Genomic DNA, 15,541 nt, shown 5'->3' on the forward strand with positions numbered 1-15,541 from the left:
CTCACTCGCCTGGCGAGTTCGCCGAGGTGGACGACTGCAGCGGCAGTGCCGAGGCATCGGCGGGCAAGGGATTCCATTCCTCGAGTTGCTCGATGGCGGTGTTCGCAACCGCCACGGCCTCGTCCCGGTCGACCCGTGACAGCAGGAGTGCGCTGACGGACAGCGACGTCAGGAGTCGGGCCCTGTGGGACAGCGTCGCGGTCGACGCCTCCGGGTCGTGGGCGCGGAGTGCGTGGGTGAGCGCCCGAGTCAGCTCGCGCTGATATGCGTTGACTACGGCCCGCTGCGTATCGTCGTGCGCGGCGAATCCGGCGGCACTGTTGAGCAGGAGACAGCCGCGGCTCGGGGCGTCGACGGAGAGGGACGCGAGCACATTGGCGAGGCTCCGGTAGTAGCGTGCGGCGGCGTCGTGGCGGGTCGGCTCGTCGGTCAGAATGCGGAGCCGGGGGCGCACCACGCGGTCGAGGTAGTCGTCGACGGCGGCGTCGAACAGTCCGCGTTTGCTGGTGAATGCGTTGTACAGGCTCGATCGGTTCAAACCAGTGGCGCGTTCGAGGTCGGGTATCGATGTGGATTCGAAGCCCTTGTCCCAGAACAGGTCGCGAGCGCGGCCGACTACTTCGGCCGTGTCGAAATCCTGCGTGCGAGCCATGGCGATCCTCATCCCCGGTTATGAAACGACCATTTCAGTATATATTGAAATGACCAGTTCAGAATGAGGAGGGGTTCCATGGTCGCCGCGGGTCTTGTTCTTGCCGCACTCGCCAGTGCGCTTCACGTGTACATTTTTGTGCTCGAGTCCGTCCTCTGGACCGCACCGCGTACCCGAGCGACGTTCGGGACCAGTGCAGAAGAGGCAAATGCAACCAAAGAGCTTGCCTTCAATCAGGGCTTCTACAACCTCTTCCTGGCGATCATGACGGTGGTCGGCATCGTCGCTGTGATCATCGGCTCGACAGCACTCGGCGCGGCCCTCGTCTTCGCCGGCGCGGGATCCATGCTTCTCGCGGCGCTCGTGCTCCTGCTGTCGTCACCCGATAAGGCTCGCGCGGCGATCACGCAGGGAACGCTTCCGCTACTTGCCGTACTCCTCCTCGCACTCGGGCTGGCGCTGTGACCGCAGAAATATCGAAAGGACATCTCGATGACGTCGAGCACCCAGATTCAGCTGATCAACCGGCCGGTGGGTTGGCCCACTCATGACGACTTCCGCTCCGTCACCGTCGAGTTGCCAGGCCTCGGGCCGGACCAGGTGCGCGTGGCCAACGCATTCACTTCGGTAGACCCGTACATGCGCGGCCGGATGAACGATGTGAAGTCATACATCCCGCCGTTCGTGCTGGGCGAGACGATGACCGGCGGGGCCGTCGGTCGGGTCGTCGAATCCACCACCGTCACGCACCCGGTCGGCTCCGTCGTGGTCCATGACCTCGGGTGGCGCGATGTCGCACAGGGTGACGCATCGGCGTTCCGTGTCGTCGAAGAGATTCCCGGAGTGCCGATCTCGGCACACCTGGGGATCCTCGGATTGACCGGGCTCACGGCGTACGTGGGACTCGTGCATGTCGCCCACCTGCAGCCGGGCGAGTCCGTGTTCATTTCCGGGGCAGCGGGCGCGGTGGGGACTGCGGCCGGGCAGATCGCCCGGCTCGAGGGTGCTTCCGAGGTCATCGGGTCTGCCGGCTCCGCAGAGAAGGTCGCGCTACTCGCCGACAAGTACGGGTACAGCGCCGCCTTCGACTACAAGCAGGCACCGGTGCGCGAGCAACTGCGCGAGATCGCCTGCGCCGGTATCGATGTCTACTTCGACAACGTCGGCGGCGACCACCTCGAAGCCGCACTCGACGTCATGCGGAACGGCGGCCGGGCCGCGCTCTGCGGTGCCATCTCCGCGTACAACGCCACCGAGCGCACACCTGGCCCCGACAATATGATGAACATCATCAGCCGGGGGCTCACCCTCGAGGGATTCACCCTTGGAAACTACACGCACATCTTCCCCGAGTTCGCCGCCAAGATGGGACCCTGGCTCGCCTCCGGCGCCGTGGTCCATGACGAGACCGTTGTCGACGGCATCGAGAATTCTGTCGATGCGTTCCTTCAGCTCATGCGCGGCGCGAACGTCGGAAAGATGCTGGTGAAGGTCGCGTAGTCACCTGTGCGCTTCAGGAGTCGGTTGTCCGGCCAGGCCGTCAGCCATAGACCTGAGCGTAGAGGTCTCGGATCTCCGCTTCGGTGGGGACCAGCGGATTGTTGTTCGGCGACCCTGATGCCAAGGCCTGCTCGGCCATGAGCGGAATCAATTCGTCCCACTGAGCCTTGTCGATGCCGTATACCTTCGGTGTCGGGACCTGCACGTCGCGGCACAGCTCGCGTAGTGCCACGACCAGGTTGTTCGAGGCGGTAGCGTCGGTGTCGCCGGGTGTGGCGACTCCGAGTGCACGAGCGCAGTCGGCGTAGCGGACTTCGGCGGCGCTCACGGAGAAGGCGGTGACCGCGGGAAAGAGCATCGCGTTCGACAACCCGTGCGCGACATGGAAATGCGCACCGATGGGCCTGCTCATGCCGTGCACGAGTGCCACCGACGAGTTGGAGAACGCGATGCCGGCCTGGGTGGCGGCGAGCATCATCTGCTCGCGTGCTTCGGCGTCGCTGCCGTCGGCATACACACGGCGCAGCATGCGACCGATAGTGCCGATGGCGACGAGAGCGAGGCTGTCGGAGAACGGATTCGCCTTGCGGCTGACATACGCCTCGATGGCGTGGGTGAGTGCGTCGACGCCGGTGTCGGCGGTGAGTCTAGGCGGCATCGACAGTGTCAGTTCGTAATCGATCACCGCGGCGACCGGAAGGAACGCCAGACCGGGACAGAGCATCTTCTCGTCGTTCGCGCTGTCGGTGATGACAGTGAACTGGGTTGCTTCCGAACCGCTTCCGGCTGTAGTCGGCACGGCGATGATCGGGAGGGCAGGCCCGATGTTGTTGCGCGGGGCCTTGTAGTCACGCATCTGCCCGCCCTGCCTACCGAGAATGCCGAGCGCTTTCGCGGTGTCCATCGGGCTGCCGCCGCCGAACCCGATGACGGAATCGGCGTCGTGTTCGGCGAGCGCGGCGACACCCGCTTCGAGGGAGTCGGTGGTGGGGTCGGGCACGGCGTCGGCGAACAGGCGCGCGGCGGCGCCGGCGGCCTCGAGGTTGTCGAGCATCTTCTCGGCCGCGCCGGTGCCGACCTGGAACGAATCGGTGACCACGAGTGGGCGGGACAGGCCGAGGCTCGCGACGACTTCGCCGATCTCGCGGACGGCTCCGCCGCCGATGCGCATGGTGCGCGGCAGTGCGATGGGTGCAGTCATGCTCGGATCATGTCACCCGAGGCGGACGAGTATGAACTGGGACACGCCTTGTGCGGTGCATCGTCGAAACGCAGGCCTTGACCGGTCGGTGAGGCGAACTTACGTTTGCGTTCGGTGTGGTCGACTGAGGGGAGCGAGCGGTGACAACGACCGATTCGGAGGCGACGCGACGGGTACTGGCCGGTCACACACTCTGGGCACCGCGGAGTGGGTCGAGACCCGCGACGGGCGGCGGCTCTTCAGCATGGTGTGCACAGCCCCCGATGAGACCGACACACCGACGGTCGTGTTCGAAGCCGGCGCGGCCGCGGACAGGTCGAGTTGGGCACCCGTGCAATCTCGGGTTGCCCGGTTCATACGCGCGATCGTGTACGACCGATCCGGACTCGGGCGCTCACCCGTGGACCCGGCCGACGAAGCCTCCGACGTCCTGCTGGGTAGGGGTTTCCGGACGTTCGAGAAGATCTCGATCCCGATACTGATCGGACTCTCCCGGTTGCGCGTGCTGAGGCACACGTTCGGTTTCCTCCTCGACGCATGCCCGGCCGATGTCCGCGCGGACATGGAGCGAGAAGCATTCGAATCCAGGGTATTCCGTACTCAACGAGCGCAGGCTCGCACCTTTCTCGACGAGATCGCCGCGTGGCGCGACAATCCACCCGCACTCGGCGATATTCCCGTCACCGCGATTTCCGGAGGCCTTACCGGCGACGGCATGAATGCTGCTGCATGCGCATGCGCATGCGCATCCGCGACCGCGTCGCATGCCTATCGTGCCGCGCAGTCGCCGCACGGCAGGCATGTGGTCGCCGAGATCGAGCGGTTGACGCGTCGCTGAGAACGTGTTGGTGGACTCCGATAGCTGACACAACCGACGTGGATGTAGACCCCGTTTCCCAGGAACACCCGGCCGACCACACGCACCCGGGAACCGATCCGGACAAGCCGTGCCCCGCGGCGCGTGAACGGCGAACACTTTCCAGCACCCGAAGCAGCGTGTCGGTGACGGTCAGGCCACGAACGTCGCGAGAGCTGCAGCGATCGAGGCGACGTCGTGAGCGCCCGTGGCGATGTCATTCATCAGCGCTTCGGCAGTATCCACATCGAAGCCGCGGCGCAGACGGATACCGTTGTAACCGAGGAACAGCCATGTCGCGGCCCAGGCGGTGCGCTTGTTGCCATCGAGGAGGGCGTGGTTTCGGGCGATGGAGTGAAGCAGCGCGGCTGCCTTCTCGAACAGTGTGGGATATGCATCGACACCGAACACCGTGCTCTGTGGGCGTGCGATCGCTGCGTCCAGCAGGCCGATCTCGCGCACAGCGGGCGACCCGCCGTTGACACGCGCCGCGATCGTGAGGAGATCGTTGCGATCGAGGTAGAACGTCACGCGAGTCGCGCGTTGAGTTCGGCGGACTTGTCGAATATATCGGCAAGCAGTTCACTGCGCAGGTGCTTACGGCTGCTGGCTGCGTCGAGCGAGGCATTGTGCACAAATGCTTTGAGGGAGACCCCCTCGCGTTCGGCGGCGTCGCGGATCAATGCCTGCTCGTCGTCGGTGAACTGGATGTTGAGTCCGGGCATACTCCCAACGGTACCTGTTCAGGTACCGGATGCGGTACCCGCGGGAGTATCGGCACCACGCCGACCTCGTCTGTCGTTGCGCGTCGGTGACCGACGAAGAGGATGCACCCGACACCTGTGCCCGACGTTGTCACTGTGGTAGGACACGATGGGCAGTGTCTGAGACGTCAGTTCCCGGAACCCCGCACGGGCGGCGTGTCGACCGCCGGCACGATCGAGTGCGCGAGGGCCTGGACGAGGAACTCGAGCTCGGGTGTCGGGACCGTTCCGGTGCGCACCACTCCACACACGGGCACCCGAAGCAGGTGTCGTTTCTCGCGCATGAACTTGAGCCCTTTGCTCGGAGTCTCGGCGGCGGTACTGGCGTAGAGCACCGTCCAGGCGCGCGGGTTGGTGAGGACCTCGAGGGTTGCTGTGTGATCGCTCGCGATCGACGGACCGAAGCGTGCACGTCTGCCCACCTCGACGAACGCATCCTCGATGACACGGTGCAACAGAACCTGGCTGCTGCGAGGAGGGAGCAGTAGCGGATAGTGGGCCAGCTCGCCCAGGTCGACGGTCGAGAACGCCGACAGCGGATGCTGACTCGAGGTGACCACAACCAGATCCTCGATCCCGAGCCTCACGGTCTCGAGCCCCGGCCGGTCCACCTCCCCGCGGATGAGGGCGAGGTCGGCTTCGCCGGAGGCGACGGCGTTGACGCGGTCGGTGAAGTCCTTGATGACGAACTCGACGTCGATGTGGGGGTATCGCTCGCGGACCTGGGAGATCGCGTCGAGGCTCTGCGTCGCGAAGCTCATGTTCGCGGTGATCCGGATGCTGTCGCGGGGTTCGGTCGCCACTTCGAACGCGCGCGCTTCGAGGCCGAGCACTTCCGAGGCGATCGGCATCAGCCGCAGGCCGGCGGCGGTGAGCTTGACCGATCGGGTGGACCGGTCGAACAGACTCGTGCCCAGCTCATGCTCCAGTTTCGCGATCTGGTGGCTGATCGCGGACTGCGAGATGAAGCACCGCTCGGCTGCACGGGAGAAGCTGGACTCCTCACCGACTGCGAGGAAGTAGCGTAGTTGCCGGAAGTCCATCAAACCCCATTTATGAGCGAAACAGATAACAGTTTTTCGAATATCCCAGGTTACTGGATTCCAAGGGATGTAGATACCTAGGTTTGAAGTCATACAAGAACTTCAATGTGGAGGTATCGGCAGCATGGGTGGTGCAGACAAGGGAGAGACGACCGTCGTCGACCGGACCGAGGTAGTGATCGTCGGTTCCGGATTCGGAGCTCTTGCCGTAGCGAAGAAGCTGGGCAAGGCAGGCACGCCGTTCGTCCTCATCTCGGAGACCACCGAGCACCTGTTCCAGCCCTTGCTCTACCAAGTGGCGACGGGTGTCATCTCGCCCGGCGAGATCGCGCCGTCCGTCCGCGCGATTCTCGCGAAGTACCCGAACGCCGACGTACGGCTCGGCCGCGTTGTCGACGTGAACCCCGACGACAACACCGTCGTGTACGAGGCGGCGGGGAAACGGCACACCCTCGGCTACGAGCACCTGGTCGCCGCTACCGGAGCGCGACAGGCGTATTTCGGCCGCGACGAGTTCGCCGACCTGACGTTCGCCCTCAAGACCGTGGACGACGCGGAGCGCCTGCGTCGCCAGATCATCCGCTGCTTCGAGGAAGCGCACATCACCGCCGACCCCGAACTGCGTAAGAACTTGCTCAGCTTCATTGTCGTAGGCGCGGGCCCCACGGGCGTCGAGCTGGCCGGACAGATCAAGGAACTCGCTCAGCGTTACTTCGCGGAGTCGATCGGCAACATCAAGGGCGAGGACGTCACCGTCACGCTCGTCGAGGGTGCCGACAAGGTTCTCCCGCCGTTCGGTGGAAAGCTCAGCGAGTACTCGAAGGTGTCTCTCGAGAAGGCCGGCGTCGACGTTGTCGTCGGCACCATGGTCACCGACATCGACGAACACGGCGCCACCCTGAAGACGGCGAACACCGGCGAGACCCGTCGCCTCACGGCCGAGACGATCATCTGGTCGGCCGGAATCCAGGCCAACGATTTCGCCGACGTGCTCGCCGAGCGGACGGGCTGCGAGACCGTCCGGAGCGGGCGACTTCTCGTCGACAACGACTTCACCGTCGGACGCGCCGACAACATCTACGCCATCGGCGACATGGTCACGCTCGACAACCTGCCGGCGCAGTCGCCGTTCGCGATGCAAGGCGGCCGGCACGTTGCGAAGATGATCCTCGGCAAGGTGCCCGCGGGAACCGCGTTCCAGTATCGCGACAAGGGCAGCATGGCGATCATCAACCGCTTCCGCGCGATCACCCGCGTCGGCAAGATCGAACTCACCGGATTCATCGCGTGGGTGCTGTGGCTCGCCGTGCACCTGGTGTACCTCGTGGGATTCCGCAACCGGTACATCGCAGTGATGTCGTGGTGCGGATCGTTCCTCGGCCACCGTCGTCCGCACTTCTACTACGCGCAGGAACTCGAACCGGTAGCCCCTGCCGAGGCGGAGAAGCCGGCCGACGCGCCGAAGACGGACGCAGCGAAGGCCGGGGTATCGAAGACCGGGGCGCCCAAGGCAGACGCGACCAAGCACCCGAGCAAGCGGGCGAAGAGGAAGGCCGCGGCCGCCGCGCGCGTGCCTGTCCCGGTCTCGTAGGAGTCCGGTATCTGAACGAAAGTTTTCACGCAACGAGGCCCGACCACACAGGTCGGGCCTCGTTGCGCGCGACGCCCGGGACTGATGTGTGCGCCCTGGGACCCGACCGGGTATATGTATGCAAAGGGGGGGGCGCGCACCAGGTCACGCACGGTGTTCGGTGGTCAGCACTCTCCTCCCAGCATCCGAGAGGAGTCGATGTGTCGATCCGATCCACGTCCAGTACTGCGGCCAGGTCCCAGCCTCAGCAGCCGCGTCCACACCGCACCGTCGAGCACGACGGTCCATCGTTCACCGAGGCCATCCATTCTCGCCTGTTCTCGAACTACGAGCCGCCGCGGGGCGATCGACCCGGAGCTGCCTGACGTCGACCCGGTGGTAAGGCAGACTGCCGGAGTATGAGTGCATCGTCGAAGAACCAGAGCACACGAATCGTCCTGGCGTCTCGCCCCGACGGAACACCTACCGCCGACAACTTCCGTACCGAGGTCGTCGACCTTCCCGCCGTGGCCGACGGGCAGGTCCTGCTGCGGACCGTCTACCTCTCTCTCGATCCCTACATGCGCGGCCGCATGAGTACCGCGAAGTCGTATGCCGAGCCAGTGGAACTCGACGACGTGATGGTCGGTGGCACGGTCTGCCAGGTCGTCGAATCGCGATACCCGGGCCTTGCCGTGGGCGACTATGTCCTCGCGGGCGCAGGCTGGCAATCGCACGCCGTCATCAATGGTGATGAGGTGCGCAAGCTCGACCCCGACGCCGCGCCGCTGTCCACGGCAGTCGGCGTGCTGGGGATGCCGGGCTTCACGGCCTACTCGGGACTGTTGAAGATCGGGCAGCCCAAGGAAGGCGAGACGGTCGTCGTCGCGGCTGCGACCGGGCCTGTCGGATCTGCGGTCGGTCAGATCGCGAAACTGAAGGGTGCTCGCGCAGTGGGTATCGCGGGTGGGCCGGAGAAATGCAGAGCCCTGATCGACGAATTCGGGTTCGACGCCGCCATCGACCACCGCGACCCCGACTTCGCGCAGAAGCTTGCAGACGCGGTACCCGAAGGTATCGACGTGTACTTCGAGAACGTCGGCGGGCACGTGGCCGACGCGGTGATGCCGCTGCTGAATCTCTATGCGCGGATTCCGGTGTGCGGTCTGGTAGCCCAGTACAACGGCGCCGACCTCGAACGCCGCGACCGGCTGCCCGGATTCTTCTCGCTCGTGCTCGTCAAGAGCCTCACGATCCGGGGGTTCATCCAATCGGAGTTCGTATCCGAGATGTACCGCGACTTCCTGCGCGACGCGTCGGGTTGGGTGCGTAGCGGCAAATTGAAGTACCGCGAGGACATCGTCGACGGTCTGGAGAATGCCCCCGAGGCGTTCATCGGTCTGCTCGAAGGGAAGAACTTCGGGAAGCTGCTGGTACAGGTCGCGCCGGAGCGGTGATGTCCGCGCCGGCGCGACCTGGCACCGATCAGGCGATGCGCTCGAATACCGCAGCGAGGCCCTGTCCGCCGCCGATGCACATCGTCTCGAGACCGTAACGGCCCTCGCGACGGTCCAATTCGCGCAGCAGCGTCGCGAGGATACGGCCGCCGGTCGCGCCGACGGGGTGACCGAGTGAGATGCCGGAACCGTTGGGGTTGAGGCGGGCGTCGTCCGCATCGATACCCCAGGTGCGGATCACCGCGAGGGCCTGCGCGGCGAACGCTTCGTTGAGTTCGATGACATCCATGTCGGCGAGTGTCAGGCCGAGCCGGCCGAGCGCCTTCTCGGTGGCGGGGACCGGGCCGATTCCCATGGTGCGCGGCGGAACTCCGGCCACAGCCCAGCTCGCGAGCCGGGCGAGGGGACGCAGGCCGAGCTTTGCGGCCTTGTCTGCGGTGGTGACGATGCTCAGGGCAGCTCCGTCGTTCTGGCCGCTCGCGTTCCCGGCAGTCACGGTGGACTCGGGATCGACCTTGCCGCGGATCGGACGCAGTTTTGCGAGTGTCTCGAGGGTGGTGTCGGCGCGGGGATGCTCGTCGGTGTCGACGACCAGCGCTTCACCCTTACGTTGCGGCACCGTCACGGGCACGATCTCCTGCGCGAACACACCGTTCTTCTGAGCGGCGACGGCACGCTGGTGCGACTGCACCGCGAGCGCATCCTGATCCTCACGGCTGATGGAGAATTCGGCGCGCAGGTTCTCGGCGGTCTCGATCATGCCGCCGGGGACGGGGAAGTCGCGGCCACCGGCAGTGACACGGGCACGCGCGAGCCGGTCGTTGAGGGCGACTGCCTCACCCTTGACGCCCCAGCGCATCCCGGTCGCGTAGAACTCCGCCTGGCTCATGGACTCTGCGCCGCCGGCGAGGATCAGGTCGCTGCCGCCGGTCTGTACCTGCATGACGGCCTGCAGGATCGCCTGGAGACCGGAGCCGCAGCGTCGATCCACCTGGATTCCCGGAACCTCGACGCCGAGACCGGCATTGAGTGCGGCGATGCGTCCGATCGCCGGGTTCTCCCCGCTCGGGGAAGCCTGTCCGAGGATGACGTCGTCGATGTCGGATCCCGAGATGCCGCTGCGCGACACGATCTCGCGGATGACGGTGGCGGCGAGGTCTTCCGGTGCGATGTCTTTCAGGACACCGCCGAAGCGGCCCACCGGGGTGCGAAGCGGTTCGCAGATCACTACGTCGGTCATTGATTCTCTCCGATCAATTGGTCTGGGTGCGGGCGTAATCCGACGAGATCTCGTCCGCGGTGGAAACGAGGGCGGGGACCAGCCGGTCGTGGAGGGTTTCGATGGGGTAGCGGGCAGCGTGGGTGGAGATGTTCACCGCGGCGACCACGGTGCCGGATGCGTCGCGGATCGGTGCAGCCAGCGACCGCAATCCCTCTTCGAGTTCCTGGTCGACGATGCAGAATCCGTCGTGTCGCACCTTGTCGAGCTCGGCGCGCAACGTGTCGCGGGTCTGCACGGTGGTACCGGTGATGGGTGCCAGGTCGGCGCGAGCAAGGTAGTCGGCGAGTTCGCTTTCGGGCAGACCGGCGAGCAGGACGCGACCCATCGACGTGGCGTAGGCGGGGAACCGTGTGCCGAGTGTGATCGTGACGGTCATGATGCGATTGACGGGAACACGGGCGACATAGACGACGTCGTCGTGATCGAGCACCGACACCGACGTCGACTCGTGGATCTTCTGGGCCAACGCCTCGAGATGCGGACGCGCGACCTCGGGCAGTGACAGCGCCGACAGATAGCTGTATCCCAGTTCGAGGACCCTTGGGGTGAGCCAGAATTGGGATCCGTCGGTGCGCACGTAGCCGAGTTCGGTCAACGTGAGAAGGAAACGGCGCGCGGTCGCGCGAGTGAGGCCGGTCGCGCGCGCGACGTCGGACAGGGTACGACGCGGATTCTCGACGCCGAACGCCTTGATGACGGAGAGGCCGCGGGCAAGCGACTGGACGTAGTCCGGAGAGGCGTCCTTGGCAGGGAGGTCCTTCACGGAAGACCGCGCGTCGATGTCTGTCACGACTGGTTCTTCTTCAGGTGGTCGGTGATCAGCTGCGTGACCTTGTCGGCCTGTTCGACGTTTGCCAGGTGCGCGCCGGGCGCGACGACGTGGAACTCGGAGGTGGCGATGCCCTCGGCCAGGGTCTGCATCGTTGCGGGTGGGGTGGCGGGGTCTTCTTCGCCGGCGATCACGAGGGTGGGGGCGGTGATGCGGGCGAGGTCGTCGCGTCCGTCCCAGGTCGCGAGGGCTTCACAGCATGCGGCGTAGCCCTCGTCGGTGGTGCTCTTCACCATCGCAACGTGCCGGTCGACGAGTTCCTGGTCGGATTCCAGGCGGCCGGGGCTGAACCAGCGCGACACGATGGACTCGGCGATGGACGCCAGTCCGTCGGCGCGCACGGTCTGGGCGCGATCGAGCCACGGCTGCGCGGGCAGGAATGCCGACGACGTGCACAGCAGTGTCAGCGAGAGGATGCGGTCGGGGTGATGGGCTGCGAGCCACTGGCCCACGGCACCACCGAGGGAGAGCCCGACGTAGTGCGCGCTCTGCACGTTCAGGGAGTCGAGTACCGCGATGATGTCGGCGCCCAGTTCGCCCATCGTGTAGGGGCCCTGCGGTGTGGGCGAGGAGCCGTGACCGCGGTGGTCGACGGCGATGACGTGCCAGTTCGCGGACAGTTCATCGATCTGCGGCTGCCACATGGACAGGTCGGATCCGAGCGAGCCGAGGAAGAGCACCGACGGCGCCGACGGGTCTCCGTGCTGTTCGTAGTGCAGCGTGACAGTCAATTCATGCTCCATTTGTTCGCAATGAGGACGGATGGACGCTATGCGGACAAGGCTAGAACGGACCGGCGCGTGAGGCAACGGTTCGAATCGGATCTGTTCGCATAGCGGACGAGGGTTCACATTACGCACGTCACCGGTTATTCTGGCATGCATGGACAAAGTCGTTGCCTCCGCCGCCGAGGCCGTAGCCGACATTCCCGACGGTGTGACCATCGCCGTCGGCGGATTCGGCCTGGTCGGCATCCCCGAGATCCTCATCAACGCGCTTCTCGAACAGGGCGCGACCGACCTGGAGACTGTCAGCAACAACTGCGGTACCGACGGTTTCGGTCTCGGCCTGCTTCTCGAGAAGGGCCGAATCCGACGCACCATCTCGTCGTACGTCGGTGCCAACAAGGAGTTCGCCCGCCAGTACCTCTCGGGTGAACTCGAAGTAGAGCTCACGCCGCAGGGCACACTCGCCGAGCGGATGCGTGCCGGCGGCGCGGGCATCCCCGCGTTCTTCACCCCCGCGGGTGTCGGCACTGCCGTCGAAGAGGGCGGCCTGCCGCTGCGCTACGACGGACACGGCGGCATCAAGCTCGCGTCGAAGCCGAAAGAAACCCGCGAGTTCGACGGCCAGACCTACGTGATGGAACGAGGCATCGCCGCCGACTACGCACTCGTGCACGCCTGGAAGGGCGACCGGCACGGCAACCTCGTCTACCGGGCCTCGGCCCGCAACTTCAACCCGCCCGCCGCGGCCTCGGGCCGGGTCACGATCGCGCAGGTCGAGCATCTCGTCGAGCCGGGCGAACTGGATCCCAACGAGATCCACACTCCCGGCATCCATGTGCAGAGGGTCGTGCCCGTCGGCAAGGTCGAGGTCGGAATCGAGAATCGGACGGTGCGCTCATGACACAGACCGCCAAGGGCATGACCCGCGAACAGATGGCCTCGCGGGTCGCCGCGGAACTGCGCGACGGCCAGTACGTCAACCTCGGTATCGGGATGCCGACGCTGGTGCCGAACTTCATCGAGCCCGGCATCGAGGTCATCCTGCACGCAGAGAACGGAGTGCTCGGTGTAGGCCCGTACCCCACCGAGGATGAGCTCGATCCCGAACTCATCAACGCGGGTAAGGAGACGATCACCGCGATTCCCGGTGCTTCGTACTTCGACTCGTCGCAGTCGTTCGGCATGATCCGCGGTGGTCAGATCGACGTCGCAGTGCTCGGCGCGATGCAGGTGTCGGCCAAGGGTGACATCGCCAACTGGATGATTCCGGGTGCCATGGTCAAGGGCATGGGCGGCGCGATGGACCTCGTGCACGGCGCCAAACGCGTCATCGTGATGATGGATCACGTGACGAAGAAGGGTGAGCCGAAAATTCTCGAGGAGTGTGCACTTCCCCTCACGGGTAGGCGTTGCGTGCAGCGGATCATCACCGATCTCGCCGTCATCGATGTCACCGACGAGGGACTGAAGCTCGTCGAGACCGCGCCGGGCGTCACCACCGAAGAAGTGGTTGCCAATACGGCCGCGAAGCTCATCGTCTGACTCTGCCGCTTCGGCGTCAGTGTGCCTCCGGATCCTCTGGGTCCGGAGGCACTGCGCTCTTCGACTTGTCCGGCTTCTCCGACTCGTCCGGCTTCTCCGACTCGGGGGAGTGCTCGACGAGTGTGTAGCGCGTTCCATAGGATTCGACGAGCGCTTGCAGAATTGCCACCACCGGGACGGAGACGAGCGCTCCGATCGGTCCGAACAGTGTCGCCCCGGCTATCACCGATCCGAAAGCCACGGCGGGATGGATCGCCACCGTACGCGCTGTGATGCGCGGGTGCAGCACATAGTTCTCCACCTGTTGGTAGAGCGTGCCGAACACGATCACCCACACCCCGTCCAGTGGTTGCGCTGCGGCAGCAATGATCGCGGGTAGAGCGATGGCCAGATATGTACCGAGAGTGGGGATGAACTGTGAGACCACGCCGGTCCAGATTGCGAGTGGCAACCAGTACGGCACACCGATGATCAGCAGGAAGATGCCCGTGAAGAAGGTGCTGAACGCGGCGAGAATAAGCCGTGAGACCACGTAACCGCCGGCTTTGTCGACCGACGTTTCCCATACCTGCGCAATCACCTTCTGCTGCCTTGCGGGAAACCAGCTCGAGATCATCCGCCGCATCTGCGGTCCCTGCGCGGACATGTAGAAGACGAACAGAAGCATCGTCAACAGCTGGAAGAGCGCGCCGACGAGGGTGCTGACGACGCCGAGCACACCCGGTGTGAATCGCTGCGCGAGATCGCGGATCGTATCGGGCGTGATGTGGAGTAGATCGTCGCCGGTCTTGAAGTTGGTATCGAATGTCTGGTTCGCCCAGTCCGTCACGCGGGACAATGCGTCCGGAAGGGTGGTGAGCAGCTGCGCTACCTGTTCGGCGAGGAGCGCACCGAACAGCGCAAAGAACCCGACCACGAGGATGAAGAGGCTGACCAGCACGATCCCGGTGCCCGCACCTCGTCGTAGGCCGCGCCGCTCGAGCAAGTCGACGATCGGCTCGATCGTGACGCTGAACAGCCATGCCAGGAACAGCAGGCCGAGAAAGCCTTTCAAGTTGTGGAACAGCCACCCCGACATCTGGTAGAACGCGACTGCGAAGAGCACCGCGATGATCGTCGGGCGCACCCAGCGGGGCGCGCGCGGACGATCGGTTGCGGTCACGTCGTTGCTCATCGCACCTCCCCGGGCGATCGGCTATGACGCGGAATCTACCCGGTGGTCACCCGCGGCGCGGCGGTACCGACCTCGGTGGCCCGAATGAACCGAGCTGTGAGAGCGGCCAGTTCATCGGCATGCGACCGTGGCGACCAATGCCCGGCGTCGAGGGGTACGCGATGAAGATCGGACACCCACCGGTCGGTGTCCTCGTATCCGACGGGTCGTACGGCCAGGTCGCGGAGATTCTGGACGAGCTGCACGGCAATATCGGTTCGGCGTTCTCGCGGCCGCAGCAGATGACGCCGCACATTCGCCCGGTACAACTTCATGCCGTGCACCATGTCGTCGGCGACGGTCGGCGCAACCGGCCCGATCACGGAGGGGTCGGTTCGGTCGAAGGCACCGACGAAGCCGGGCCAGTGCCGCGAGAACCACCACCGCAGCGCGGGCACCGGAAGTCCGGGTATCTGGAAGAGAACCGTGTACGCCGACGCCAGCGCCTGCTCGAGCGGCCCCAGGGGGCGCAACTCCCTGAGCCGTCGTCGCATCCACATTCCCAGATGGTCGAGGTTGGGACCGGACACCGAGGTGTACGACGCGATCCGCGCGGCGGCGCCCGGTTCGCATACCGCCTCCCAGCACAGCACCGCGCCCCAGTCGTGTCCGAGGAGGTGAACGGGTTCGTCGGGGCTCACCGCATCGATCACCGCGAACAGGTCGGACGCGAGATGTGCCAGACGGTAGTCCGCGACACTGCGGGGAACGGTGGAGGCCCCCGCGCCGCGGTTGTCGAACCGGATGATGCGGAATTCGTCGGTCAGGTGCGGCACGACCCTGTCCCACAGGGCATGGGTGTCGGGCCAGCCGTGCACGAGGATCAATGTCGGACCGTCGGGGTTTCCTTCTTCGACGGTGTGAAGGCGGATAGGTCCGTTGGTGACGGTACGTGTGCGCATGT

At 65.3% G+C, this 15,541-nt stretch carries 16 protein-coding genes and 1 pseudogene; 7 read left to right on the top strand and 10 right to left on the bottom strand.

Annotated features, from left to right (window positions below):
• Position 1 precedes the first annotated feature (1 nt).
• Complete coding sequence (locus tag ACZ46K_RS06055; RefSeq protein ID WP_464747197.1) at positions 2 to 652, bottom strand: TetR/AcrR family transcriptional regulator; 651 nt, start codon at positions 650 to 652, stop codon at positions 2 to 4.
• Positions 653 to 730: 78 nt separating this feature from the next.
• On the opposite strand from ACZ46K_RS06055, the gene ACZ46K_RS06060 reads away from it, so the two are divergent.
• Positions 731 to 1,117 carry a DUF1304 domain-containing protein gene (locus ACZ46K_RS06060; RefSeq protein ID WP_464747199.1) on the top strand — a complete coding sequence of 129 codons (387 nt, stop codon included), beginning with the start codon at positions 731 to 733 and terminating at the stop codon, positions 1,115 to 1,117.
• A gap of 27 nt (positions 1,118 to 1,144) precedes the next feature.
• Positions 1,145 to 2,152 carry an NADP-dependent oxidoreductase gene (locus ACZ46K_RS06065; RefSeq protein ID WP_054809610.1) on the top strand — a complete coding sequence of 336 codons (1,008 nt, stop codon included), beginning with the start codon at positions 1,145 to 1,147 and terminating at the stop codon, positions 2,150 to 2,152.
• Positions 2,153 to 2,192: 40 nt separating this feature from the next.
• Here the strand turns inward: ACZ46K_RS06065 and ACZ46K_RS06070 are convergent, their stop codons facing one another.
• Positions 2,193 to 3,353 carry an iron-containing alcohol dehydrogenase gene (locus ACZ46K_RS06070; RefSeq protein WP_464747202.1) on the bottom strand — a complete coding sequence of 387 codons (1,161 nt, stop codon included), beginning with the start codon at positions 3,351 to 3,353 and terminating at the stop codon, positions 2,193 to 2,195.
• Positions 3,354 to 3,597: 244 nt separating this feature from the next.
• Between ACZ46K_RS06070 and ACZ46K_RS06075 the strand changes: the two genes are divergently transcribed.
• Complete coding sequence (locus ACZ46K_RS06075; protein ID WP_054806479.1) at positions 3,598 to 4,191, top strand: alpha/beta fold hydrolase; 594 nt, start codon at positions 3,598 to 3,600, stop codon at positions 4,189 to 4,191.
• A 171-nt stretch (positions 4,192 to 4,362) separates the two neighbouring features.
• Here the strand turns inward: ACZ46K_RS06075 and ACZ46K_RS06080 are convergent, their stop codons facing one another.
• The 3 genes from ACZ46K_RS06080 to ACZ46K_RS06090 all read right to left on the bottom strand — a co-directional run bounded on the left by ACZ46K_RS06080 (position 4,363) and on the right by ACZ46K_RS06090 (position 6,016).
• Positions 4,363 to 4,740: a type II toxin-antitoxin system death-on-curing family toxin gene (locus ACZ46K_RS06080; protein ID WP_054806478.1), complete on the bottom strand. Its 378-nt coding sequence runs from the start codon at positions 4,738 to 4,740 to the stop codon at positions 4,363 to 4,365.
• Complete coding sequence (locus ACZ46K_RS06085; RefSeq protein WP_054806477.1) at positions 4,737 to 4,934, bottom strand: type II toxin -antitoxin system TacA 1-like antitoxin; 198 nt, start codon at positions 4,932 to 4,934, stop codon at positions 4,737 to 4,739. Before ACZ46K_RS06085 ends, ACZ46K_RS06080 begins: the two co-directional genes overlap by 4 nt.
• A gap of 167 nt (positions 4,935 to 5,101) precedes the next feature.
• Positions 5,102 to 6,016, bottom strand: coding sequence for a LysR family transcriptional regulator (locus ACZ46K_RS06090; RefSeq protein ID WP_464747204.1), 915 nt, complete (start codon positions 6,014 to 6,016; stop codon positions 5,102 to 5,104).
• Positions 6,017 to 6,140: 124 nt separating this feature from the next.
• Between ACZ46K_RS06090 and ACZ46K_RS06095 the strand changes: the two genes are divergently transcribed.
• Positions 6,141 to 7,607 (top strand): NAD(P)/FAD-dependent oxidoreductase, encoded by a 1,467-nt coding sequence (locus tag ACZ46K_RS06095; RefSeq protein ID WP_464747206.1) that lies wholly within the window; start codon positions 6,141 to 6,143, stop codon positions 7,605 to 7,607.
• A gap of 398 nt (positions 7,608 to 8,005) precedes the next feature.
• Complete coding sequence (locus ACZ46K_RS06100) at positions 8,006 to 9,043, top strand: NADP-dependent oxidoreductase (RefSeq protein ID WP_054806476.1); 1,038 nt, start codon at positions 8,006 to 8,008, stop codon at positions 9,041 to 9,043.
• Positions 9,044 to 9,071: 28 nt separating this feature from the next.
• Here ACZ46K_RS06100 and ACZ46K_RS06105 read toward each other — a convergent pair whose 3' ends face one another.
• The 3 genes and pseudogenes from ACZ46K_RS06105 to pcaD all read right to left on the bottom strand — a co-directional run.
• Positions 9,072 to 10,283 (bottom strand): acetyl-CoA C-acetyltransferase, encoded by a 1,212-nt coding sequence (locus ACZ46K_RS06105; RefSeq protein WP_464747208.1) that lies wholly within the window; start codon positions 10,281 to 10,283, stop codon positions 9,072 to 9,074.
• 13 nt (positions 10,284 to 10,296) lie between these two features.
• Positions 10,297 to 11,115 (bottom strand): IclR family transcriptional regulator, encoded by an 819-nt coding sequence (locus tag ACZ46K_RS06110; protein WP_464747210.1) that lies wholly within the window; start codon positions 11,113 to 11,115, stop codon positions 10,297 to 10,299.
• A pseudogene (gene pcaD, locus ACZ46K_RS06115) lies at positions 11,081 to 11,885 on the bottom strand (3-oxoadipate enol-lactonase); the annotation flags it as partial. The gene ACZ46K_RS06110 and the pseudogene pcaD, both read right to left, overlap by 35 nt.
• A 151-nt stretch (positions 11,886 to 12,036) precedes the next feature.
• Here pcaD and ACZ46K_RS06120 point away from each other — a divergent pair.
• On the top strand, positions 12,037 to 12,783 hold the full coding sequence (locus tag ACZ46K_RS06120) for a CoA transferase subunit A (RefSeq protein ID WP_054806475.1): 747 nt from the start codon (positions 12,037 to 12,039) through the stop codon (positions 12,781 to 12,783).
• A complete protein-coding gene (locus ACZ46K_RS06125) occupies positions 12,780 to 13,424 on the top strand; it encodes a CoA transferase subunit B (protein ID WP_054806474.1) in 645 nt (214 codons plus the stop codon). The genes ACZ46K_RS06120 and ACZ46K_RS06125 overlap by 4 nt, the downstream gene beginning before the upstream one ends.
• A gap of 16 nt (positions 13,425 to 13,440) precedes the next feature.
• On the opposite strand, the gene ACZ46K_RS06130 is transcribed toward ACZ46K_RS06125, so the two are convergent.
• Both ACZ46K_RS06130 and ACZ46K_RS06135 read right to left on the bottom strand, forming a co-directional pair.
• A complete protein-coding gene (locus ACZ46K_RS06130; protein ID WP_464747212.1) occupies positions 13,441 to 14,598 on the bottom strand; it encodes an AI-2E family transporter in 1,158 nt (385 codons plus the stop codon).
• 35 nt (positions 14,599 to 14,633) lie between these two features.
• Positions 14,634 to 15,539, bottom strand: coding sequence for an alpha/beta fold hydrolase (locus tag ACZ46K_RS06135; RefSeq protein WP_054806473.1), 906 nt, complete (start codon positions 15,537 to 15,539; stop codon positions 14,634 to 14,636).
• Positions 15,540 to 15,541: the final 2 nt, after the last annotated feature.

It is taken from the genome of Rhodococcus sp. JCM 9793, from assembly GCF_055380405.1.